The sequence below is a fragment of the Pseudacidovorax sp. 1753 genome (assembly GCF_040544975.1).
In the GTDB taxonomy this organism is placed as follows: domain Bacteria; phylum Pseudomonadota; class Gammaproteobacteria; order Burkholderiales; family Burkholderiaceae_C; genus Xenophilus.
Map to the genome: position 1 here is coordinate 435241 of NZ_JBEPKY010000001.1, position 21725 is coordinate 456965.

Genomic DNA, 21725 nt, shown 5'->3' on the forward strand with positions numbered 1-21725 from the left:
ACGCCGTGAGTACCGACACCCCGCAGCCCCCGACGCCGCAGCGCCCCACGACGCCGCCCACTCGCTCCCGCACGCGCCGGGTGTTGCGCGGCCTGGCCTGGACAGTCGTCGGCCTGCTCGCCCTGGTGCTGGTGCTGCTGGGCGGCGCCTGGTGGTGGGCCGGCAGCGACAGCTCGCTCGCCACCGTCCTGACACGCGCCGCCCGGTACCTGCCCGCCGGCCAGACGCTGGAGACACAGGAGGTGACCGGCTCGCTGCGCAAAGGCGGCCGCATCGGCCTGCTGCGCTACCGCACGCCCGACCTCACCGTCGAGGTGCACCAGGCCGAGATCGACTGGCAATTGCGCCCCCTGTTCGACCGCCGCGTGCAACTGGGCGAAGTGCGCGCCGCGCAGGTGCTCATCGAGGCCAAGCCCGCACCCGCGGACGCGCCCAAGAAGCCGCTGCAACCGCTCGAACGCCTGGTGCTGCCGGTGGTGGAGGTGGACGTGCCCTTCCGCATCGGCGAGGTCCGCTGGGCGGGCCCGCCACCGGTGGTGGCGCAGCAACTGGCCGGCCACTACCGCTACCAGAAGGCCGAGCACCGGCTGGACCTGGACGGCGTCGACCTCGAAGGCGGCCATTACAGCGGCCAGGTGCAGCTGCAGGGCGACGGGCCGATGGCGCTGAATGCCGCGCTCCAGGGCCGCCTGCAGGCCCCGCTGGGCGACGGCCGCACCCTGCCCGTTCAAGCCACCGCCACGGCCAAGGGCAACCTGGCGGGCGCCAATGCACGGCTGACCGTGCAGGCCGAGGCCCGCGCCGAGCAGACCGACGACAAGGCCGGCGCGCTGTACGCCAAGCTCGATGCGAACCTGGCACCCTGGGCGCCGCAGCCCGTCATCGACGCCCTGGCCACGCTGCGCGACGTCAATGTCGCCACCTTCTGGAAGACCGGGCCCTTGACCCGCCTCAGCGGCGAGGTCGCCGTGCAGCCCGATCCGCCGACTGGGGAGCAGGCCTGGCGTCTGCGCGCCGACCTTCGCAATGCCATGCCCGGCCCCTGGGACCAGCAGCGCCTGCCGGTGGAGCGCCTGCGCGCCCGCATCGGCTACGCCGGCCCGGCGGATGGCACGTGGACGGTGGACGAAGCCCATGTCGAGGCCGGCCATGGCCGCATCGACGCCCAGGGCAGCTGGAAGCCCGCTCCGGCCCCGTGGCAGGTGCAAGCTCGCATCGAGGGCGTGCGCCCTGGCGAACTGCACACCGCACTGGAAGGCGGCGCCATCAGCGGCCCGGTGACCGCGCGACAGGAAGGCGATGTGCTGCGCTTCGACACCGACCTGCGCGCCCAGGGCGGTCGGGCCAGTGCCCAGGGCCTGCAGGGCTTCGGCCTGGAACGTCTGCTGGCCAAGGGCCAGTACAACCTGCGCACGCAGCTGGCCGAGCTGCCGACCCTTCGTGTGGAGGCCGAGGGCGCCAGCATCGAGGGTCAGGTGCGCGCCCGTGTCGCCGAGCAGGCCGGCAGCGGCGATCTGCGCCTGGTGCTGCCGGGCGTCAACGCGCGGCTGCAGGCCGACATGGCGCCCGCGCGCGGCACTGGCCAGGCCGAGGTGCAGCTGCAGGATGCCGCCCGGCTGCAGGCCTGGCTGCAGAAGCTGCCCGGCCTCGCCAACATCAATAAGGCGATGACGGCCGAAGGCGGCGCGCGGCTGGACGCGCGCTGGAGCGGCGGCTGGCGCAGCTTCCAGGAACGGCTGGCCAAGCCGACGGCACCCCTGCCCCGCGGCAGCGCCGAACCCACGGTCAACGCCAAGCTGAGCACGCCGCAACTGCTGCTCAAGCCGGGCCCTGCCGCGGACGGCACGCGGCCGGTTCCGCTCCAGCTGACGGCTCTTTCCGCCACGATCGACGGCAGCCTGGCACGCGCCAACCTCGCGCTGTCGGGCGAAGTGCGGCAGGGCGAGCGCCGGGCCCGGCTCGACACCACCGCCAGCGGCGGCCTCGAAGCCGCCGGCCAATGGCGACTGGCCCTGGCCCGCCTGCGCGCCGACCTCGACGACGGCGGCCGTGGCGACACGCCCTGGGTGCTGGAACTGGGCCAGGGCTTCGAGACCCGCGTGCGCCAGTCCGGCGACCGCCTGCAGGTGGAGACCACCGCCGGCAGCGCCACCGTGCGCGGTCCGGTGCCCGGCACCGTGCGGCTGTCGTGGGAACCGATCCGCCTCAGCTCAGGCAATAACGGCGTGCAACTGCAGACCAAGGGCCGCCTGCAGGGCCTGCCCATGACCTGGAGCCGCGCCTTCGGCGGCGACACCAGCCTGCGCGAACTGGGCATCAGCGGCGACCTGGTCTTCGATGGCGACTGGGACATCGCCGCCCTCGACCAGCTGCGCGCCCGTGTGCGCCTGGGCCGCGCCAGCGGCGACCTGCGCGTGCAGGCGGGCGAAGCCGCGCTGGTGCGCAAGCTCGAAAGCCACGGCACCGGCGCACCCGGCGAGGTCAAGACCGACTCCAGCGACACCGCGCCCTCCACGCCCGCGGGCCTGCGCCAGGCCGAGCTGCGGCTGGACGCCGAAGGCGACACCGTCCGCGCCAGCCTGGACTGGGACAGCCAGCGTGCCGGCCGCATCCAGGCCCATGCCTCCACCCGCCTGCAGCGCCAGGGCGAAGGCTGGCAGTGGCCAACCGATGCTCCCCTGGCCGGCCGCCTGCAGGCCAGCCTGCCGCAGTTGGGCGTGTGGTCCATGCTGGCGCCGCCGGGCTGGCGCATTGCCGGCACGCTGGAGGCCGACGCCACCCTGGCCGGCCAGCGCAACGACCCGCGCTGGAACGGCACCGTCCGCGCCGACCAGCTCGCCTTGAAGGCCGCCGTCGAGGGCCTGGACCTGCGCGATGGCCGCCTGCGCGCCACGCTGGCGGGCAACCGCGTGGTGATCGAGGAATTCCGCCTGCAGGGCGGCCCCGGCAGCCGGGTGCGCATTCCTGGCCGCAGCGGCAACCTGAGCACCGTCGCCAGCCAGGCCGCGCAGGACGGCGGCAGCCTCACGATGAGCGGCGAGCTGGGCTGGGGCCCCGCCAGCGCCGGCCGCTCGGGGCTGTCGATGTCGATGCGCGGCGAGATCCGCAGCCTGCGTGCGCTGGTGCGCTCCGACCGGCAGCTCACCTTGTCCGGCCAGTTGCAGGCCGGTCTGCAGGACGGGCAGATCCGCCTGCGCGGCGCCCTCACGGCCGACCGCGCCGTGATCATCCTGCCCGACGAAAGCGCGCCCAGCCTGGGCAGCGACGTGGTCGTGCACTCGGCCGCCCGCGACGTGCAGGAACGCAAGAAGGCCGAGGCGGCCGAGGTGTCGCCGCAGCAGCCGACCACGGCCAGGCCGCCGGACATCCAGGTGAGCTTCGACCTGGGCCGCGACTTTGCGGTGCAGGGCCGCGGCATCACCACCCGGCTGGAAGGCAAGCTGGACATCCGCGCCACCAGCACCACCGCGCCGCCGCGCGTGACCGGCGAGATCCGCACCGTGCAGGGCCAGTACCGCGCCTACGGCCAGGCGCTGGACGTGGAAAGCGGCATCGTCCGCTTCAACGGTCCCGTGGACAACCCGCAGCTGGACATCCTGGCCCTGCGACCCAACATCAGCCAGCGCGCGGGCGTGCAGATCACCGGCTCGGCGCAGGCGCCGCGGGTCAAGCTCTATTCCGACCCGCCGCTGTCGGACGCCGAGGTGCTGTCGTGGGTGGTGCTGGGCCGGGCCTCCGCCGCCAGCGGTGGCGAGGCGCAGCTGATGCAGCAGGCCGCCCTGGCGCTGCTGGGCCGCCTGGGCGCGGGCGGCGAAGGCGGCAGCCTGGCCAGCCGCTTCGGGCTGGACGAGATCGGCTTCAAGGGCGGCGGCAACGGCGACGTGGCCGGCTCGGCCATCACGCTGGGCAAACGGCTCTCGGACGACTTCTACGTCACCTACGAGCGCAGCCTGGCGGGCACCCTGGGCACGATCTACTTCTTCTACGACCTCACGCGCAACCTGACGCTGCGCGGGCAGGCGGGGATTCAGAGCGGGATCGACCTGATCTACACGGTGCAGTACGACTGACGGGCGCGTGCAGAGCACGGCAGTCGAGGGGCAGGAAGACCCGTCAGCGGGACGGCGCAAACCCGACCTTGCCCGTGCGCAGGCGATAGACCTTGCCCACGCCTACCGTCGCGACATACAGCGTGCCCGCCTCCGGGCCGCGACCGAAGCCCACGTTGACGGGGCTTTCACGGTTCGGCAGGGTGAGTCGCGCCACCAGGGCGCCGTCCGGCGTCAACACGTAGATACCTGGCCCCGACGGCGCACTCGGCAGGGCGAGATAGAGGTTGCCATCCACATCCGTCGTCATGCCGTCCACGCAGCCGGCCTTCTCCAGGTCGAGCAGGACCCGGGGTGCGCCCGGCCGACCGGCGGCATCCAGCGGATACGCCACCAGGCCGCCCGCCCCCGTGCGGTCCAGGGCCGGCCTGCCCTGCTCGCCGAGCGCATTGGTCCCGGGATCGCAGTGGCCCACGTACAAGGTCTGTCCGTCCGGCGACAGCTCGACGCCGTTCATCTTGGCGTCGTTGCCGAGGATGCGCGACACCGGCCACAGGCCCTTCGAACTGGCCTCGGGCGGATCGAGCCGGTAGACGGCGTTGATCCGCTGTTCGATGGTCTCGGGTCCGAACAGGCGAAGGTCCGAGAAGAAGATGCGGCCGGCGCGATCAATCGCCACATCGTTCGGTGCATTGAACTGCCGGTTCTCGTGGAAATACGCAACCACGCGGTAGCTGCCGCTGCGCAGGTCGGTCACTGAGACGCGACGGCCGCCGTAGTCGGCCCCTTCCGCGGCGACCAATCGATCCTGCGCGTCGATGGCCAAGCCGGCGGCCATGTTGCTGGGCTCGCGGAAGATGCGCGGCGTGCCACCGGGCGGCACCACCCAGATGCGACCGCCCTGCACACCGGCCGCATCGCTGCAGCCGACCGAGCGTGTGATCTCGGTGAAGTAGACGCTGCCGTCGGACGCACTGGCGATGCCTTCCATCACGCCGCAGCCGCCCGTGTGCACCAGCTCGAAGGAAGGTGCGGGAAAGAACTCCTGCTGGCGCGCCGGTGCGGCATCGCCGAGCTGACTCAGCCGCATGGGCGCCGGCTGCGCATGGGCCTGCAGCGCCAGAACGAGTCCGGCCAGCATCATCATCCGTCGCATGTGATGTCTCCTTCTTTGTTCTCGGCGTTCAGGCGTGACGTTGGAGGAAGGGCAGGACATGCCGCAGCACCTCGTCCGGTGCCTCCTCGGCCATCAGGTGACCGCAGTCGACGGCCGCGCCCTCGACATCATCGGCCCAGGCCCGCCAGGTCTCGACCGGATCCGGTGCCCCTGCACTCGATGCAGACCACAGCACCTGCAGGGGGCACGCGATGCGGCGGCCGGCCGCGAGATCGTCGCGGTCGTGCTGCAGGTCGATCGAGGCCGCCGCGCGGTAGTCCTCGACCATGGCATGTCGCACCGACTCCTTGGCGAATGCCCGGTGGTACTCGGCCAATGCCTCGGGCGTGACGGCGTCGACCTTGAGCACCGCATTGCGCAGCGCCCAGTCCAGGAAGTAGCCCGGATCGGCGCGCAGCATGCGCTCGGGCAGGTCGAAGGGTTGCGCGAACAGGTACCAGTGGAAGGCCTTGAGCCCGAACGCCATGCCGGCGCGCTGCCACATCGTCTCGGTCGGGACCACCGTCAACGAGACGAAGGCGCTGACAACCTCCGGCCGATCCAGACACAGGCGATAGCCGACGCGCGCGCCGCGGTCATGGCCCATGACCGCGAAGCGTTCGAAGCCAAGGGCATTCATCAAGGCGACCTGGTCGCCCGCCAGCGTGCGCTTGCAGTGACGGATGTGCAGCGGATCGCCGCCTGGCCCGACGCTGTCGCCGTAGCCGCGAAGGTCCGGCGCCACGACGGTGAACTGCCGCGCCAGCGTCGGCGCGATGCGGTGCCAGGCCACATGGGTCTGCGGATACCCATGCAGCAGCAGCAGCGGCGGCCCGCTGCCGCCCACCTCTGCATGGATGGTTGCGTCACCGAGTGCGAAGCGACGCACCTCGAAACCTGGAAAGAAAGGCGTGCTCATCGCTGGTCTCCGTCGAAGAAGAAATCGGCCATCGCTTCGAGCTGCTCGTCCATCATGTGCCGGCCAGGCACGACGCGCGCACCGAGTTGCCGTGCATGCGCCAACAGCGGCGTGATGGACGGCTCCATGATGACCTCGGCCACCGTGTGGCCGGGCAGGATGGCCGACGGCGCGATGGGCAGTGGATCATCGGGCCGCATGCCCGCGGGCGTTGCATTCACGACGAGATCGCGCGGACTGGCAGCGTCCCACCGGCCGGCGGCATGCCCAAGCGCACGCAGGCGATCGACCAGGGCAAGCTGCTTCGTCTCGTCGACGTCGTGCACGTCGATGGCCGCCGCGCCCGCCGCGGCCAGCGACAAGGCGATCGCGCAGCCCGCCCCACCCGCACCAACCAGGCCCACACGACGTCCCTCGACGTCGAAGCCGCTGCGTACCAGCCCGCGCAGAAAGCCGGCACCGTCGAGCAGGTCGCCCTGCCAACCGTGCGGGGTGCGCCGGACCACGTTCACGGCGCGCGCCCGCTGCGCGGCCGGCAGCAGTTCCATCGACAGCGCAGCCACGCGCTGCTTGTGCGGCACGGTGGCGACGATGCCCGCGAAGTTGTGCACCACATGCAGGGCGTCGAGCAGGCTGCCTACCGCCTCTCCCCGCACATGCATCGGCACCAGCACCGCGTTCGTTCCCCGCGCCTGGAGCAGGCGCGTCAGCGGCAGCGGCGCCTTCACCTGGGCAACAGGGTCTCCGATGATGCCGAGCACGACGGTGCGGCCGTCGAGCCGCAACCCCTCCCAGCTTTCATTCGTGGTCATGGCCATGTCCTTGCAGGAAGTGATGGGCGCTGCGCCAGGCGGCGGCGGCGCGCGAATGGATGTCGAGCGTGGCCGTTCGGATCGCACTCGGCGACTCCACCGACAGCACCGCGTCGTCGCCCAGGTAAGGCAGCAGACGATGGACCGGCAACGCACCCTCGCCGGCAAAGAGCCGGTGGGCCCGGCCCTCTTCGCTGGCCGACAGGCCAGGATGCCGCCGGGCGGGTGCGTCGTTGATCTGCATGAAGTGGTGGTCGATGGACGGGTCCGCCATGTCTTGCGGCGTGCAGCCTGCGCGGAAGAAATGCAGCGCGTCGACCACCACGCGCACCGCATCGTGCGCGAATGGCCGGACCAGTTCCCGGGCCACCTGCAGCGAGCGCGCCGCCGTGTAGACCATGAACTCGAGGCCGAGATTCAGGCCGTGCGAGGCGGCACGCTCGGCCAGCATGCCGATGTGGGCCGTGGCGCGGCCGGTGTCGACGTCGTCCACGTTCACCATCAGCCGCCGTGCGCCCAGCGCCTGGGCCGAAGCCAGGACGCCGTCGAACGCCCGCGCGTCGAACGCAGGCCCGATGCGCACGATCTCGACATCGTGTACCTCGAGCCCCAGGTCGTGAAGGCGAGCGAGCGTCTCGCGCAGCATCGGGCCACCCTCGTGCATGGGAAAGGGCGCCTCGCCGGGACGCGCAGGATGCAGCCGCATCCCGACGCCGCGAAACCCCGCCGCATGGACCGCCTCCACCAGTTGCGGCGGCGACGCATCGAGCATGCCCAGGTGCGCGAGCGAGAGCGTGAAGCTCATGCCGGCACCGCCGCACGCGCCTGGCGCAGCGGCACGCCCTGTGCCGTCAGCGCCGCCTGCAGCCGCTTCAGGTCCACGTTGCGCGGCAGCACGTTGTGGTCGGCCGCCAGCGCTGCGGCCGTGCCGGCGGCCTGGCCGGTGAGCCAGCACTGGGGAATCTCCCGCAGGAAGCCGTGGGAGTTCGCATCGCAGGCGATGTGCTTGCCCGCCGCCAGCACGCCGTCCAGCGTCTCGGGCACGAGCGCACCGTAGGGCACGGAGATGTTGGGAAAGCGCGGCGACGGGCTGGGACTGATGCCGATCTCGTCGGGCTCGATGGCACCGGCGTCCCATGCACCGCGAAGCACCCGCTTCACGCCCACCAGCCGGCGCCCGTGCCGTGTGCCGATCTGCGGGGCCATGAGCATGATCCAGGCGCCCTCGAAGCCCGGTGCATGCGCGCGGTAGAACGCCAGATGGTCTTCCATGCTCCGGCGCGATTCCCATTCGACCTGCGTCATGTCGTCGACATCGAGCGCGCTGAAGCCCGCCTTGCGTGGCCCGAGGAAGGTGGCGACGTCGTTGCGCCACGAGACGAGGGGCTTCTCGAAGCTGCCGACCGTCTCGCGGCCGCGCGCCATGAACGCGGCAAAGGCCTCGGGCTCGTGGGCGCGGAATTCGAGCCAGCGCTGCATGTTCACGCCCGCGAACAGCCAGGAGGTGTTGATGCAGTGATGGATCTCGCGCGCGTCGATGTCCGAGTCGTAGGCCGCACCGGCCGCGGCATAGAGGTCGCCCTCGCCCGTCGTGTCGACGACCACGTGGGCCAGGACGGCGCGGCGGCCCTGCTTGCTCTCGAAGATGGCGCCGGTCACGCGGCCATCTTCGACCACCGGCGCGACCATCCAGGCGTGCAGGATCAGGTCGACGCCCGCCTCGCGCACCATCTGGTGGTACACGCCCTTCAGCCTCTCGGGATCGATGGTCGGCGAATGGGTGACCACGCCGTGGAAGGCCGCGGTGCGCAGCGCCCAGTGCGCGGCCTGGTCCGGATCCTGCGATCCCCACGCCTCGCGCGGCGGCCCCGCGACGGCATCGGCACCCAACCGCTCCATGATCTCGGCGGCAAGCCCCTGGATCACCGGCTCGCCCTGCCAGTCGCTCATCCGGTCGATCCAGATCACGAGGCCGCCGGTGGAGAGGCCGCCAAGGTGGTTGTAGCGTTCGAGCAGCACCACCCGCGCGCCGGAACGCGCAGCGGCAACCGCGGCCGCGACGCCGGACGGGCCGCCGCCCAGCACCAGCACGTCGCAGCGTGTGTGCACCGGCGTGTGCCGTGCGGCCTCGGCGATGTGGCCTTGCGGCGCACGCTGCGTGCGCTGGCTCTGGCGCAGGTTGACGTCGGATTGGAAGAAGTGGCGGTCTTCCGGGGTGAGGGTTCCCATCGTGCAGCTTTCGAGAAGGAGAGGTGGATGTCAGGCGGCCAGTTCGCGAAGTAGCTCGCTCAAGGGCCCGGGTGCAGTCACCATCGCGTCATGGCCTGTCGCGAGCTTTCGCGTCTGCCAGCCTGCGTCGGCGCGGACGCGGGCCTTGGTCGGCTCCAGCGTGGCGATCGGATCGACGGTGCATTCGATGTAGGTCTTTGGCAGGCCGCTGCCCAAGGAGGACTTGAGCTGCAGCGGCTGCAGGTAGGTGCCCACGGGTTGCGGCGTCATGCGGCGCTGGACCCATGCTGCATCGGCCGCAGCCGTGACCCCGAATGCCGACGGGGGCAGCGCAGGCGCTGCGCCCACGCCGGCACCGGTCTCACGGATCGTCTTCAGACGCTGGTCGACCACGGACTGCGGGAAGTCCGAGAACAGGCTCTTGCCGGATTCGAGAAGCAGCGAATCCAGGAACACCAGCTGCCTCAGCCGGGCGCGCGCACGATCGGCGACGCCGGAGATGACGATGCCGGCGTAGCTGTGGCCCACCAGCACCACGTCTTCCAGCTCCTCGTACTCGAGCAGGTTGACGATGTCGTCGATGTGCGTGTCGAGGTTGACCTGGGGCGACAGGAGGTGCCGGCGCTCGCCGAGCCCCGTGAGCGTCGGCGTGAAGACCAGATGCCCTGCAGCGCGCAGTGACGCCGCCACGTGCTTCCAGCACCAGCCGCCGTGCCAGGCCCCATGCACGAGGACGAAGGGGAGTGACTCCGAGCGCGCCGAAGCGCGCAGCGGGCCGGCGAGGCTGGCTGCGGCCAGGCCGGCAGCGAACAGATCTCTGCGTTGCATGTCCGCTCCTTATTCGTTGCGCGCGCCGGTCAGCTTGATCACGCGGCCCCACATCGCGGTGTCTCCCACGATCTGGCGGGCGAGCACATCGGGCGCACTGCCGATGGCCAGCCAGCCCTGGTCCTGCAAGCCCTGCTTCACGGCGGGGGTGCGCAGGATCCGGGCGATCTCCTCCGACAGGCGGTCGGCCGCGGACGAGGGCAGGCTGGCCGGGCCGAAGATGGCGTTCCACGAAGTCACGTCGAACGCGCCGCCCGAGGCGTCGAGCGCCGACTGGATCGGCGGCACATCGCCCGCGCCCGGAGAAGGCTGGGCCGAGCTGATTCCGTAGAGCCGCAGGCGCCCGTTCTTCGCCTGCGGCACGGCGATGGACGGAATCATGAACGCCAGGTCGATCTGCTGGCCCATGAGCGCCGTCGCGACCTGCGGAAAGCCCGGGAAGGGCACATGCACCGCGCGGATGCCGGTGTGGGCCTTGAGCAGCTCCATCGTCAGGTGAGAACCCGAGCCCGGACCGATCGAGCCGTAGCTCAGCGTGTCGCCCCGGACCTTCGCAAAGTCGAGAAAGCCGCGCAGGTCGGTCGCCGGCGTCGCATTGCTGCCCACGAGCACGAAGGGGCTGCTCGCGACCAGCGAGATGGGCCGCAGGTCGCGCGCCACGTCGTAGGGGGTGGAGGGGGTCAGTGCCTTGGCGGTGGTGAGCGGACCGTTGCCGGTGAGGCCGATGGTGTGCCCGTCCGTCGCGCGCGCCACCGCGGCGACGCCGATGCTGCCGGTGGCCCCGACCTTGTTGTCGACCACTACCGGTTGACCCAGGGCCTGACCGAGGGGATCGGCGATCAGGCGCGCCAGCGCGTCGGGCGACGAGCCTGGCGGAAAGCCGACGATCAGGCGCAGCGGCTTCTGGGGCCATGCAGGACTGGCGTGCACCAGGGCCGGCGCCAGCGACGCTGCGAGCGCACCGCGCAGCAGATGGCGCCGTCGGGATGAGAAGTCGATAGGGGCTTGCATGCGTGTCTCCGGTCTGTCCGCGTTTGTCGTTCCCCCCATTCTTGAACCGGCGCACCGCGGCGAGCGTGATACTTCGTCATTCTTCGCATCACGCTTCGTGATGATCTGGAGAGGACATCGACCATGACCCCATCCAACCCATCGCGCATACCCCGCAGCCACACTGTCGACATCGACCTGCTGCGGGTGTTCGACACCCTGCTGCGCGTCGGCAGCTTCACCACGGCCGCCAAGGCGCTGTCGCGCACGCAATCGGCGGTCAGCATGCAGCTGAAACGGCTGGAAGATCAGCTCGGCGTCCAATTGGTTGACCGCAGCAAGCGGCGGCTGAACGCCACGCCCGAGGGCCTTCAACTGCTGCCGCTGGCGCGGCAGATGCTCGGCCTGAACGACCAACTGTTCCACGACATCGACATCGCAGAGGTGTCGGGAAGCATCCGCATCGGTGCCATCGAGCACTACGCCACGCGCGTGCTGCCGGCGCTGATCGCGGAGTTCTGCCGCCTGTATCCGAGGATCCATGTCGAGCTGGAGCACGGGGTGTCGTCGCTCATGCACGCGGAACTGGGTGCACGCTATGACCTTGTGGTGGGCATCGGACCGGTCGGCTCGGGGGAGGGTCGACGCCTGTCGAAGTCGCGCGTGGTGTGGGCATCGACGCCAGGCTCGACCACCCATCTGCAACGTCCGTTGCCGCTCGCGCTCAATCCCGAGGGCGCGATGCTGCGTGACTGGGCGACGCATGCGCTCGACCGGGCGGGCATCGCGTGGCGGATCGCCTACACGAGCACCACGGTCACGGGGCTCGAAGCGGCGGTGCGCGCGGGCATCGCCATCGGCGTGTTCCGCGAGGCCACGATCTCGAAGCGGCTCAAGGTGCTGGGCGGACGTGAGGGCATGCCCGCCATGCCGGAATGCGAAGTCTGGCTGGCGGCCGCGCCCTTGCCAGGACGCAGGGCGGTGGAGCTTCTTGAAGCGTTCCTCATCCAACGGTTGCGCAGATCGACGCGCTGAGCAAGCCGCACCTGCAGGCACGATCGTCTCTCATCCAACCGGCTGCACGCGCCGTAGAAGCGACATGGCCACCCAAGCGTCCCCTCCTTCCCCCAGCGAGAGCGCGGCAGCGAAAGCCGTGGCGCCCTTGCCGCCGCGCCGGCTGCTGTGGGCCAACTTCGCCTGGACCCAGATCGCCTGGTTCGCCGCCGTGCTGGGCGCGGCGCACGGCTGGCCGGTGCTGGGCTGCCTGCCGCTGGTGGCCGGACTGGCCTGGCACCTGTGCACTGTCCGGCGCGCGCAGCCGGAGGCGCGGCTGCTGCTCTATGCCGTGCTGCTGGGCACGCTGGCCGATGCCGGACCGGTGCTGCTGGGCGCCGTGGCCTACCCCAGCGGCCAGTGGACGGCGGCGCTGCCGCCCTTCTGGCTGAGCGGACTGTGGGCCGCCTTTGCCACATCGATCAACCTCACGCTGCGCTGGCTGCACGGCCGGCCCGCGCTGGCGGCACTGCTGGGTGCGGTGGCGGGGCCGCTCGCCTTCTCGTCGGGCGTGCGGCTGGGCGGCGCGCAGTTCGTCGACGCGCCGCTGGCCCTGGGCTGGCTGGCGGTCGAATGGGCGCTCCTGCTGCCGCTGCTGTGCTGGCTGGGACGGCGACATGACGGCGCGGCCGGCCCCGCTGCGGCCGTGCCGCTGCGCGAGGGCGGCTGAAGGCAGGGTGCCGCCGACGGCAGCGCGCGGCCACCCGTGAACGCGGTCGATCCACGCGGCGCCGTCAGGCTACAGCGGCCGGACCATGAAGCGCGCGGCCGCGTCATAGCTGGCCAGCTTGGCTGCCAGTGCGGGCACCTCGCGCACCTCGAAGCCCTGCCGCGCCCAGAAGCCGGCCGAGCCGTTGACCGCCACCAGCGCCATCTCGCGGCAGCCGGCGGCCACGGCCTGCGCGGCCAGCAACGGCATGGCGCGCCCGGCCGCCCCCAGGCCGCGGGCGGCGGGCAGCAGTGCCATGTCGTGCAGGTAGTAGGCCGGTGCGGGCACCGGCAGGCGCTGCAGCAGCGTGTCCAGCGCCGGCGGCGCATCGGCCTGCCAGGGATGGCTCAGCACATAGCCGGCGAGCACACCGCCTGGCGTGGCCAGGCACAGGCAGCCGCCGCCGAAGAGGGCCAGGCGCTCGGCGAAGACGGCCTCGCCCTCCGGATAGCCGGGATGGACCTCGGCCGCGATCTGCAGCACAGCGGGCAGATCTTGCCGCTGCATCGGGCGCCAGTGGGCAGCGCGTAGCGAAGCAGGCGAGGCAGGCGAGGCAGGCGAGGCAGGCGAGGCAGGCGAGGCAGAAGCGTCGGACATGCCCCGAGCATAGACAGCGCGCCACCGTCACCGCAGCGACACGTTCGCGCCCTCCAATGCCGGCCATGCACAGCCCAAGCCGGAACCACGCGTGAGCCGCGGCATGCACTGGCTGCTGGCCGCGCAGTTCTTCTCGGGCCTGGCCGACAACGCGCTGCTGGTCATCGCCATCGCGCAGCTGATGGCGATGGGTGCGCCGGTGTGGATGGCACCGATGCTCAAGTTCTGCTTCACGCTGGCCTATGTGCTGCTCGCGCCCTGGGTGGGCGCGCTGGCCGACCGCTGGCCCAAGGCCCTGGTCATGCTGGCCGCCAACCTGCTCAAGGCGGGCGCGGCCTGCGGCATGGTGCTGGGGCTGCACCCGCTGCTCGCCTTCGCGCTGGCGGGGCTCGGGGCCGCGATCTATTCGCCGGCCAAGTACGGGCTGATCACCGAGCAGGTGCCGCCCGCGATGCTGGTGCGCGCCAATGGCTGGATCGAGGTCAGCACGGTCTGCGCCATCGTGCTGGGCACGGGCTTCGGCGGCCTGCTCGTCAGCGCGCGCATGCCGGGCGTGGACATGGCCCTGGCCGTGGTGCTGGCCACCTACGCGCTGGCAGGCCTGCTCAACCTGCTGATCCCGCGCGGCGTGTCGCACGGCAGCGGCGTGGGCTGGGCGCCGGCCGCGCTGGTGGGCCGATTTGCCGTCGCCAATGCCACGCTGTGGCGCGATGCGCAGGGCGGGCTGTCGCTGGCCATCACCACGCTGTTCTGGGGCGCGGGCGCCACGCTGCAGCTGGTGGTGCTGGCCTGGGCGCAGGACGCGCTGGACCTGGGCCTGGACCAGGCGGCCTACCTGCAGGCCGTGGTGGCGCTGGGCATCGTGGCGGGCGCGGCGCTGGCCGGGCGCCTCGTTCGTCTGCACCAAGCCCCCCGCGTGCTTCCGCTGGGCGTGCTGATGGGCGCCGGCGTGCCGTTGATGGTGAGCGTGGACACGCTGCCCGTGGCCGTCGTCCTGCTCACGCTGATCGGCGCCCTGGCCGGCCTGCTGGTGGTGCCGATGAACGCGCTGCTGCAGCACCGCGGCCATGTGCTGCTGCGACCGGGCGAATCCATCGCCGTGCAGAACTTCAACGAGAACCTGGGCGTGCTGCTGATGCTGGGCGTGTATGCCGCCCTGCTGGGCCTGGACCAGTCCATCGCCCTGCTCACGGGCGCCCTGGGCGCCTGCGTGGCGCTGGGCACGCTGCTGGCCGCAGGCCTGTATGCGCGGCGCAGCGCGGCACGACCTCATTGCGCCAGCGCGCCCCACGCCCCCTCTCTGTCCGCCACCTCTTCCACCAGGGACCTGCCATGAAACTGCTGATCGTCTCGGATGCCTGGGAACCCCAGGTCAACGGCGTCGTGCGCACGCTCAAGATGACGCGCCGCGAACTGCAGCGCCTGGGCGTGGAGGTGCATGTGCTCTCGCCGCTGGACTTCCGCTCGGTGCCCTGCCCCACGTACCCGGAGATCTCGCTGGCGCTGACCTCGCGCGCCGGCGTGGCCCGCCGCATCGACGCCATCGACCCCGACTGCCTGCACATCGCCACCGAAGGCCCGCTGGGCTGGGCCGCGCGCAGCATCGCCCTCTCGCGCGGCTGGCCCTTCACCACGGCCTACCACAGCCGCTTTCCGGAATACGTGCATGCCCGCGTGCGGCTGCCGCTGGGCTGGAGCTATGCGGTACTGCGCCGCTTCCACAACGCCGCGCGGGCCACGCTGGCGCCCACGCCGGCCATCGTGGACGACCTGAAGGAGCGCGGCTTCACGCAGGCACGGCTGTGGTCGCGCGGCGTCAACCTGGCGGCGATGAACCCGGCGGGCCCGCGCATGGAGCGGCCGGCCGAACCGGTCTTCCTGTACGTGGGCCGCATCGCGGTCGAGAAGCAGGTGCACCGGTTCCTGGAACTCGAGCTGCCAGGCCAGAAATGGGTGGCCGGCGAAGGCCCCGAACTCGCCCGACTCAAGGCCCGCTTCCCCGAGGCCCGCTGGCTGGGCCTGCTGGACGTGGAGGCGCTGGCCAGCCTCTACCGCACGGCCGACGTGACCGTCTTCCCCAGCGTCACCGACACCTTCGGGCTGGTGATGGCCGAGTCCATGGCCTGCGGCACGCCGGTGGCCGCCTACCCGGTGCCGGGCCCCATCGACGTGGTGGGCATGGATTCGCCCGGCGGCGTGCTGGACGACGACCTGCGTGCCGCCTGCTTGGCCGCCCTGCACAAGCCCCGCGACGGCGTGCGCCGCTTTGCCGAACGCTACAGCTGGCCGGCGGCCACGCGGCAGATGCTGGAGGCCCTGGCGCCGCGGCGCGGCGACAAGTCCGCCGCACTGGCCGCCGCCGAACGCATCGCTGCCGAGGAGACGGCGTCCGTCAATGCCGATGCCGATGCCGATGGCAATGGCAGTGGCGCCCGTGAGACGGCGGATCACAGCGCGAGCACCCCGCTGGCCGCAACGACCGCCGCCGCCTGAGGCCACCGCGGAACCGCCGCCATGAAGATCGCCGTCGTCGGGGCCGGCTACGTCGGCTTGGCCAATGCCGTGATGCTGGCGCGCCATCACCATGTGGTGGTGCTCGACACCGACGCACGCAAGATCGAGGCCCTGCGCGCCGGCCTGAGCCCCATCGTCGACGCCGAGCTGCAGGCGCAGCTGGCCGGCGGCGGACTGGACCTCAGCGCCACGCTGGACCGCAACCTGGCCTACGACGGCGCCGAGCTGGTGATCGTCGCCACGCCCACGGACTACGACCCGGTGGCCAACCACTTCGACACCCGCAGCGTGGACGCCGTGACGGCCGATGCGCTGGCCTGGGCGCCGCAGGCACTGGTGGTGGTCCGCTCCACCGTGCCCGTGGGCCACACGCGGGCGCTGCGCGCGCGCCTGGGCCACGACGCGATCGTTTTCGCGCCCGAGTTCCTGCGCGAAGGCCGCGCGCTGCACGACAGCCTGCATCCCAGCCGCATCGTGGTGGGCGACACCGGCCCGCGCGGCCAGCGCGTGGCCGCCCTGCTGCGCGAGGGCGCCCTGGCGATCGAGGTGCCGCTGCTGCTCACCGGCAGCAGCGAGGCCGAGGCCATCAAGCTCTTCGCCAACACCTGCCTGGCGATGCGCGTGGCCTTCTTCAACGAGCTGGACACCTACGCCCTCAGCCACGGCCTGGACCCGCGGCAGATCATCACCGGCGTGGGGCTCGACCCGCGCATCGGCCTGCACTACAACAACCCCAGCTTCGGCTACGGCGGCTACTGCCTGCCCAAGGACACGCAGCAGCTTCTGGCCAACTACGCCGACGTGCCGCAGAACCTGATCCAGGCCATCGTCACCGCCAACACCACGCGCAAGGACTTCCTGGCACGCGACATCCTGGCGCGCATGCATGGCGCGGCGGGCACGGTGGGCATCTACCGGCTGACCATGAAGGCCGGCTCGGACAACTTCCGCACCAGCAGCGTGCAGGGCATCATGAAGCGCATCAAGGCCAAGGGCGTGCCTGTGATCGTGTACGAGCCCACGCTGGCCGATGACCAGTTCTTCGGCTCGCCGGTGGTGCGCGACCTGGCGCAGTTCAAGCGCGAGGCCGCACTGATCGTCGCCAACCGCGCCACGCCGGAGCTGGACGACGTGCGGGACCGGCTCTATACCCGCGACCTCTTCGGAGGGGACTGAGAACGCTCCCCCCAAGCCGCTTCGCGGCTCCCCCCTCCCTGGCGCCTTCGGCTTGGAGGGGGGCGCACCCAGAGGCCTGGCAAAGCCAGTTCCTCGGGTGCCCTGGCATGGCCTGCTCCGCGGCCATCGGTGTGTCGATTGTGTTCAAGCTCCCAGCGCTTCGCCCGCGCTCACGAAGCGGCGCTCGCGCATCCACTTGGTCACGACCCACTTCTCGCCCTGCTCCACCGGGCTGCTGGCATGCAGGCAGCGCGGGTCCACGCCGCCCTGGCCGTCGCCATACTCGAAGTAGCAGGCATGGCCCTGCACGGGCGAGAAGGCCAGTCCCAGGTGGGGAAACACGGTCTGGCCCCCTGCCGGCACGTCGTTGAGGTAGGTCACCAGCGTGCTCACGCGCTGGCCGCTGCGGGCCACCGAGTCGCGGTTGGCGGCATTGGTGGGCGCCAGGTAGTCGTGGTGCGGCTCGCTGCCCGCGCCGACCGGGTAGTGCAGCAGCTGCAGCCCCTCGCCGTTCTCCAGCGGCAGGTTCATCAGCGCCGACAGGCGCCGGTCGAGGCGGGCCACCAGCGGGTTCTCGCCCAGGCGGAAGAACATGCCCCAGCTGCTGCGGTGCTGGCTGACCACGTCCCGGCCGCTCATCGGATCGACCAGCGTGGACGGCCGCAACCGCGGGCGCGCCATGTCGATCAACGCCCGGCATTCGGCCGCGTCCAGCACCGGGCCCAGCGCGGCCCACACAGGATCGTGGCCGCGCGCATGCACGGTGACCTCGCGGTCCGCCGCAGCGATGCGGTGGCCCGCCACCAGGCGTGGCCGGGCGATGAAAGGACGTGCCGCCGGCTCATCCGGCACCGCCACACTGTCCACCGGCGGAGCGACGCCACGTTGGCGGGCGTCCACGAAGGCCGCGACGATGGCCTGCGCCGCAGGGCCGGCCATGCCCTGACCGACCATCGCGTCGACCAGCCCACCGGGTGGCGCGCCGGCATCGAGGTTGTGGGTGATCCAGTGGCCCAGCTCGGGCAGGAAGCGAAGGACGGTACTCATGACAAGGGAATGATCGGCCGGACTGGCAGCCCGCAGCCTGACGCGGAAGGCACCCGCTGGCCCGCGCGCGCCGACCGTTGCCGGCCGATGCGCCGCCGCAGACTGCGCCACCGCACCACGGCCGCACGCAGGGCCATGGCCACGCCGGTCATCACCAGCAGGCTGAAGACCACGTCGCTGGCAAAGTGCCCGCCCTGGGCCACCCGCGCCGCGCCGAGCAGCAGGCACAGCAGGGCGCCGGCCGCCCACCAGCGCCGGCGCACCCGCCGCACGCCCCACAGGCCGAAGCCCGCGATCACGAAGCCGGTGGCCGCATGGCCGCTGACGAAGGAACAGTTGCGCTCGCAGGCCCGCGAGAGGCTGCCCACCGGCACATAGTCGCTCGGCCCGCCGAAGGGTCGGACCTGCTGCGGCCGGGGACGGCCGACGTGCTCCTTGAGGCCCTGGTTGACCACCAGGCACACGCCCAGCAGCAGCAGCGCCACGGCGGCCAGCAGCCGGCCGCGCCAGCGCCGCACCACGCCGAAGGGAATGCGCCGCGCCGGCACCAGCAGCACCAGCAGCCCCGCCATACCCAGCACGCGGCCGAGTTGCGGCACCAGCCGCCACAGGTCCAGCACTCCGTGGTACAGGTTGCCGATGAAGCCGGTGGGAATCTGCGGCAGGTAGAAGGGCGCGGAGGCCGCCAGGTCCAGCGCCGGCCAGGTGCGGAAGACCAGGCCGCAGGCCAGCATGGCCGCCAGCCAGCCGAGCCAGGCCACCTGGCGCGGGCACGGTCGACGACGCGCGCGACCGGGCACCGGCCGGACCTGGGGCGCTGCAGATGCAGGGGCTGATGCAGCAGGTGCCATGGACGCCATCGGCACGGCGCACATCTCCTCACCCAGGGCCAGCGACTGCAGGCTCATGGTGCACCGTTCCATCGCAGCAGCACCAGGCCGCCCATGCGCAGCAATGGCTGCCAGGTCGGCAGCGTGGCATCCGCGCCGGACGGCCGGCGCCCCGCCGGCAGGGCCGCCAGTTGCGCCGCGAGGATGTCGACCTGGTCCTCGCGCGCCAGGGCCAGATCGCCCGGCAGGGGCGGCCGTCGCGGGGCTTCGCGTCGGGCGTAGACGGCCACGCTGGGCAGGTGCAGACCCCACTGCACCAGCGTCGCATTGGCCGCGTTGTCGGTCCGCGCCAGCACTTCGGCGGCCCGCTGGCCCGCCGCGCGCACCGGCGCCTGCAGCTGCCGGCCCCACCATGGCACGACGGCCAGTGTCAGCACAAGGGCCACACCGGCGCCGGCCGCGCTCCAGCGCACGGACGGGGACCAGCGGCGCAGGCGCAGCAACAGCAGCACGCCCAGCGCGGCGGCCAGGGCCGCGACGGCCAGTGGCGCCAGCGCGGCGGGCTGGCCAATCAGCGCGCGATAGAGCGGATTGGCCACGCGCGCCGCATGCAGGGCGATCCAGGCCGTCACCGCCACGGCCGCCGCCGGCCACACCGCCAGCAGGCCCGCCTGCACGTAAAGGGCCCAGCGTGCATCGGGCGCGCCTTCCAGCCAGCGCGCCGCCTCGCGCCCGGCCAGCAGCGCCACCGGCGTGAAGCCGTAGAGCACATAGTGCGGCAGCTTGGTGCCCGAGAAGCTGAAGAAGGCCAGCACGAAGCCCGCCCACAGCAGCAGGTAGCGGCCCAGCGGCTCGCGCCAGTGAGCGCGCAGGCGGGCCAGCAGCGGCACCAGCAGCGGCGTCCACGGCAGCATCAGCAGCGGCAGCAGCACCACGTAGTACAGCAGGCTGCCGCCATGGCCTTCCAGCGGTCCGCCGTAGCGCTGCAGGTTGTGGCGCAACAGGAAGCCGTCGACGAAGGCCATGCCATGCCGGTGGAGCGCGTAGGCATACCAGGGCAGCGCGACGGCCGCGAAGATGAGCCACGCCCCGCCGTCACCCAACAGCGCCCGTACGCGCGGTGCCCAGCGCGCGCGGCCCGACGTGACGATCCACAGCAGCAGGGCGGCCACGGGCACCAGCAGCGCCACCGGCCCCTTGGTGAGCACGCCCAGCCCGCACCACAGGGCGGCCCTTCGCAAGGCAGCACGCGCATCGGCGCCGCCTTCGGCATGTCGCCACAGCTCCAGCGCCGTGAGGGCCAGCCACAGGTTGAGCAGCGCATCGGCCGTGGCCGCGCGGCCGATCAGCAGCACGCCCGCGCTGGTGCCCAGCACCGTGCCAGCCAGCATGGCGGCGCGGTGGCCCCAGCGCGGCCAGGCGAAGGCCGCCACGGCCAGCACCCAGGCCCAGGTGGCGATGCCCGAAGGCAGGCGCAGCGCCGCCTCGTTCAGGCCGCAGAGCTGCACGCTCGCGGCCTGCAGCCAGTAGATGAGGATGGGCTTGTCGAAGCGCGGCTCGCCGTTCAGCGTGGTGTGGCCCCAGTCGCCGCTGGCCAGCATCTCGCGCGTGGCCTCGGAGAAGGCGCCTTCGTCCACGTCGAAGAGCGGCGCCAGCCCCAGGCCCAGCAGTGCGACCAGGCCCATGGCCAGCGCCCACACCGCCATCGACCGGCGCTCGGCCGCGGGCCGCGACGCGATGAACTCAGCCATGCGCATCGGCGCCTCCGCCGCTCCAGCCGTCGGCGGCCGACGGCGCCGCGGCCTGGCCACGCCGCAGCACATAGGGCGAGCCATGCCGGCCGCCGTAGTAGATGCGGGTGACCAACTCGGCCAGCACGCCGGTCATCAGCAGCTGCAGCCCGCCCAGCAGGCAGAAGAAGCCCAGCGACAGCAGCGGCCGGCCGCCGATGTCGTGGCCCGCCAGCTTGAGCGCCGCCAGGTAGGTCAGGATGAGCGCGCCGGCCCCGCCCACCGACAGCCCCAGCACGCCGAAGAAATGCCCCGGCCGCGCCGCGAAGCGCATGAAGAAGGTGATGGCCAGCAGGTCCACCACCACCCGCAGCGTGCGCGAGAGGCCGTACTTGGACCGGCCCGCGCGGCGCGGATGGTGGGCCACCGGCTCCTGCGCCATGCGCGCCGGCGAGGTCACGGTCGCCAGCCAGGCGGGGATGAAGCGGTGCATCTCGCCATACAGCCGCACCTCGCGCAGCGTCTCGGCGCGGAAGGCCTTGAGGCTGCAACCCAGGTCCTCGAAGTCCAGGCCCGTCACGCGGCGGATCAGCCGGTTGGCCAGGCGCGAAGGCAGCTTGCGCAGCCAGAGCCCGTCCTGCCGGTCGCGGCGCCAGCCCGCCACGATGTCCAGGTCCTCGGCCAGCAGGCGACGCACCAGGCGCGGGATGTCGCGCGGGTCGTTCTGCAGGTCGCCGTCGAGCGTGACGATGACGTCGCCGCGTGCCGCGTCGATGCCGGCCTGCATGGCGGCCGTCTGGCGGAAGTTGCGCGCCAGGCGCAGCACGCGCACATGCGGGCCCAGCTCGGCGGAGCGGCGCTCCAGCGCGGGGCCGGTGCCGTCCTGGCTGCCGTCGTCGACCACGATCAGTTCCCAGGGCGCGGGGTAGTCCGACAGCGCGGCCTGCACGGCGTCGATCAGGGCGGCGGCGTTCTCCACCTCGTTGTACATGGGCACGACGACGGAGAGGCGGTGCGCCGGCAGCGGCGCGGCGTCGCGCACAAGCAGATGGGTGGGGTCGATGCGGTCCATGGAAGAGCAAGAGG

General features: G+C 72.0%; 18 protein-coding genes. 6 read left to right on the forward strand and 12 right to left on the reverse strand.

Annotated features, from left to right (window positions below; all coding sequences use genetic code 11):
* Positions 1–5 precede the first annotated feature (5 nt).
* Entirely contained in the window at positions 6–4070 is a 4065-nt protein-coding gene (locus ABIC63_RS02030; protein WP_354318482.1) for a translocation/assembly module TamB domain-containing protein, read from the forward strand.
* 43 nt (positions 4071–4113) lie between these two features.
* Here the strand turns inward: ABIC63_RS02030 and ABIC63_RS02035 are convergent, their stop codons facing one another.
* The 7 genes from ABIC63_RS02035 to ABIC63_RS02065 are packed head-to-tail and all read right to left on the reverse strand — an operon-like array spanning position 4114 to position 11004.
* Positions 4114–5205 (reverse strand): SMP-30/gluconolactonase/LRE family protein, encoded by a 1092-nt coding sequence (locus tag ABIC63_RS02035; RefSeq protein ID WP_354318483.1) that lies wholly within the window; start codon positions 5203–5205, stop codon positions 4114–4116.
* A 28-nt stretch (positions 5206–5233) separates the two neighbouring features.
* Positions 5234–6124, reverse strand: a complete 891-nt coding sequence (locus ABIC63_RS02040; RefSeq protein ID WP_354318484.1) for an alpha/beta fold hydrolase — start codon at positions 6122–6124, stop codon at positions 5234–5236.
* Positions 6121–6942 (reverse strand): shikimate dehydrogenase family protein, encoded by an 822-nt coding sequence (locus ABIC63_RS02045; protein WP_354318485.1) that lies wholly within the window; start codon positions 6940–6942, stop codon positions 6121–6123. The genes ABIC63_RS02040 and ABIC63_RS02045 overlap by 4 nt, the downstream gene beginning before the upstream one ends.
* Complete coding sequence (locus ABIC63_RS02050) at positions 6923–7741, reverse strand: sugar phosphate isomerase/epimerase family protein (RefSeq protein ID WP_354318486.1); 819 nt, start codon at positions 7739–7741, stop codon at positions 6923–6925. The genes ABIC63_RS02045 and ABIC63_RS02050 overlap by 20 nt, the downstream gene beginning before the upstream one ends.
* Positions 7738–9165, reverse strand: coding sequence for an FAD-dependent oxidoreductase (locus ABIC63_RS02055; RefSeq protein WP_354318487.1), 1428 nt, complete (start codon positions 9163–9165; stop codon positions 7738–7740). The genes ABIC63_RS02050 and ABIC63_RS02055 overlap by 4 nt, the downstream gene beginning before the upstream one ends.
* A gap of 30 nt (positions 9166–9195) precedes the next feature.
* Positions 9196–9993 (reverse strand): alpha/beta fold hydrolase, encoded by a 798-nt coding sequence (locus ABIC63_RS02060; protein WP_354318488.1) that lies wholly within the window; start codon positions 9991–9993, stop codon positions 9196–9198.
* Between the two features lie 9 nt (positions 9994–10002).
* Positions 10003–11004, reverse strand: a complete 1002-nt coding sequence (locus tag ABIC63_RS02065; protein ID WP_354318489.1) for a Bug family tripartite tricarboxylate transporter substrate binding protein — start codon at positions 11002–11004, stop codon at positions 10003–10005.
* Between the two features lie 123 nt (positions 11005–11127).
* On the opposite strand from ABIC63_RS02065, the gene ABIC63_RS02070 reads away from it, so the two are divergent.
* On the forward strand, positions 11128–12018 hold the full coding sequence (locus tag ABIC63_RS02070; protein ID WP_354318490.1) for a LysR substrate-binding domain-containing protein: 891 nt from the start codon (positions 11128–11130) through the stop codon (positions 12016–12018).
* A 64-nt stretch (positions 12019–12082) separates the two neighbouring features.
* Positions 12083–12706 (forward strand): DUF2878 domain-containing protein, encoded by a 624-nt coding sequence (locus ABIC63_RS02075; RefSeq protein WP_354318491.1) that lies wholly within the window; start codon positions 12083–12085, stop codon positions 12704–12706.
* A 69-nt stretch (positions 12707–12775) separates the two neighbouring features.
* Here ABIC63_RS02075 and ABIC63_RS02080 read toward each other — a convergent pair whose 3' ends face one another.
* Entirely contained in the window at positions 12776–13252 is a 477-nt protein-coding gene (locus ABIC63_RS02080) for a GNAT family N-acetyltransferase (RefSeq protein ID WP_354318492.1), read from the reverse strand.
* 181 nt (positions 13253–13433) lie between these two features.
* Here ABIC63_RS02080 and lplT point away from each other — a divergent pair, with 181 nt between their 5' ends.
* From lplT to ABIC63_RS02095, 3 genes are read left to right on the forward strand one after another with little or no spacing between them, the layout of a single operon-like run.
* Positions 13434–14678: a lysophospholipid transporter LplT gene (lplT, locus tag ABIC63_RS02085; protein WP_354318493.1), complete on the forward strand. Its 1245-nt coding sequence runs from the start codon at positions 13434–13436 to the stop codon at positions 14676–14678.
* On the forward strand, positions 14675–15835 hold the full coding sequence (locus ABIC63_RS02090; RefSeq protein ID WP_354318494.1) for a glycosyltransferase family 4 protein: 1161 nt from the start codon (positions 14675–14677) through the stop codon (positions 15833–15835). Before lplT ends, ABIC63_RS02090 begins: the two co-directional genes overlap by 4 nt.
* 21 nt (positions 15836–15856) lie before the next feature.
* Positions 15857–17032, forward strand: a complete 1176-nt coding sequence (locus tag ABIC63_RS02095; protein WP_354318495.1) for a nucleotide sugar dehydrogenase — start codon at positions 15857–15859, stop codon at positions 17030–17032.
* Positions 17033–17176: 144 nt separating this feature from the next.
* Here the strand turns inward: ABIC63_RS02095 and ABIC63_RS02100 are convergent, their stop codons facing one another.
* Genes ABIC63_RS02100 through ABIC63_RS02115 form a run of 4 tightly spaced genes read right to left on the reverse strand, consistent with a single transcriptional unit; the run spans position 17177 to position 21711 of the window.
* Positions 17177–18079: a 2OG-Fe(II) oxygenase gene (locus tag ABIC63_RS02100; protein ID WP_354318496.1), complete on the reverse strand. Its 903-nt coding sequence runs from the start codon at positions 18077–18079 to the stop codon at positions 17177–17179.
* Positions 18076–18987 carry a phosphatase PAP2 family protein gene (locus ABIC63_RS02105; RefSeq protein ID WP_354318497.1) on the reverse strand — a complete coding sequence of 304 codons (912 nt, stop codon included), beginning with the start codon at positions 18985–18987 and terminating at the stop codon, positions 18076–18078. Before ABIC63_RS02105 ends, ABIC63_RS02100 begins: the two co-directional genes overlap by 4 nt.
* Positions 18984–20660: an ArnT family glycosyltransferase gene (locus ABIC63_RS02110; RefSeq protein ID WP_354318498.1), complete on the reverse strand. Its 1677-nt coding sequence runs from the start codon at positions 20658–20660 to the stop codon at positions 18984–18986. Before ABIC63_RS02110 ends, ABIC63_RS02105 begins: the two co-directional genes overlap by 4 nt.
* Positions 20653–21711, reverse strand: coding sequence for a glycosyltransferase family 2 protein (locus ABIC63_RS02115; protein WP_354318499.1), 1059 nt, complete (start codon positions 21709–21711; stop codon positions 20653–20655). Before ABIC63_RS02115 ends, ABIC63_RS02110 begins: the two co-directional genes overlap by 8 nt.
* Positions 21712–21725: the final 14 nt, after the last annotated feature.

What these genes read in the sequence shown, in the direction of transcription:
- ABIC63_RS02075 (WP_354318491.1), top strand. Translation starts at nt 12,083, where the DNA reads ATGGCCACCCAAGCGTCCCCTCCTTCCCCCAGCGAGAGCGCGGCAGCG.
- ABIC63_RS02050 (WP_354318486.1), bottom strand. Translation starts at nt 7,741, where the DNA reads ATGAGCTTCACGCTCTCGCTCGCGCACCTGGGCATGCTCGATGCGTCG.
- ABIC63_RS02045 (WP_354318485.1), bottom strand. Translation starts at nt 6,942, where the DNA reads ATGGCCATGACCACGAATGAAAGCTGGGAGGGGTTGCGGCTCGACGGC.
- ABIC63_RS02100 (WP_354318496.1), bottom strand. Translation starts at nt 18,079, where the DNA reads ATGAGTACCGTCCTTCGCTTCCTGCCCGAGCTGGGCCACTGGATCACC.
- ABIC63_RS02040 (WP_354318484.1), bottom strand. Translation starts at nt 6,124, where the DNA reads ATGAGCACGCCTTTCTTTCCAGGTTTCGAGGTGCGTCGCTTCGCACTC.
- ABIC63_RS02090 (WP_354318494.1), top strand. Translation starts at nt 14,675, where the DNA reads ATGAAACTGCTGATCGTCTCGGATGCCTGGGAACCCCAGGTCAACGGC.
- ABIC63_RS02060 (WP_354318488.1), bottom strand. Translation starts at nt 9,993, where the DNA reads ATGCAACGCAGAGATCTGTTCGCTGCCGGCCTGGCCGCAGCCAGCCTC.
- ABIC63_RS02065 (WP_354318489.1), bottom strand. Translation starts at nt 11,004, where the DNA reads ATGCAAGCCCCTATCGACTTCTCATCCCGACGGCGCCATCTGCTGCGC.
- ABIC63_RS02055 (WP_354318487.1), bottom strand. Translation starts at nt 9,165, where the DNA reads ATGGGAACCCTCACCCCGGAAGACCGCCACTTCTTCCAATCCGACGTC.
- ABIC63_RS02095 (WP_354318495.1), top strand. Translation starts at nt 15,857, where the DNA reads ATGAAGATCGCCGTCGTCGGGGCCGGCTACGTCGGCTTGGCCAATGCC.
- ABIC63_RS02035 (WP_354318483.1), bottom strand. Translation starts at nt 5,205, where the DNA reads ATGCGACGGATGATGATGCTGGCCGGACTCGTTCTGGCGCTGCAGGCC.
- ABIC63_RS02070 (WP_354318490.1), top strand. Translation starts at nt 11,128, where the DNA reads ATGACCCCATCCAACCCATCGCGCATACCCCGCAGCCACACTGTCGAC.
- ABIC63_RS02115 (WP_354318499.1), bottom strand. Translation starts at nt 21,711, where the DNA reads ATGGACCGCATCGACCCCACCCATCTGCTTGTGCGCGACGCCGCGCCG.
- ABIC63_RS02080 (WP_354318492.1), bottom strand. Translation starts at nt 13,252, where the DNA reads ATGCAGCGGCAAGATCTGCCCGCTGTGCTGCAGATCGCGGCCGAGGTC.
- ABIC63_RS02110 (WP_354318498.1), bottom strand. Translation starts at nt 20,660, where the DNA reads ATGGCTGAGTTCATCGCGTCGCGGCCCGCGGCCGAGCGCCGGTCGATG.
- ABIC63_RS02105 (WP_354318497.1), bottom strand. Translation starts at nt 18,987, where the DNA reads ATGAGCCTGCAGTCGCTGGCCCTGGGTGAGGAGATGTGCGCCGTGCCG.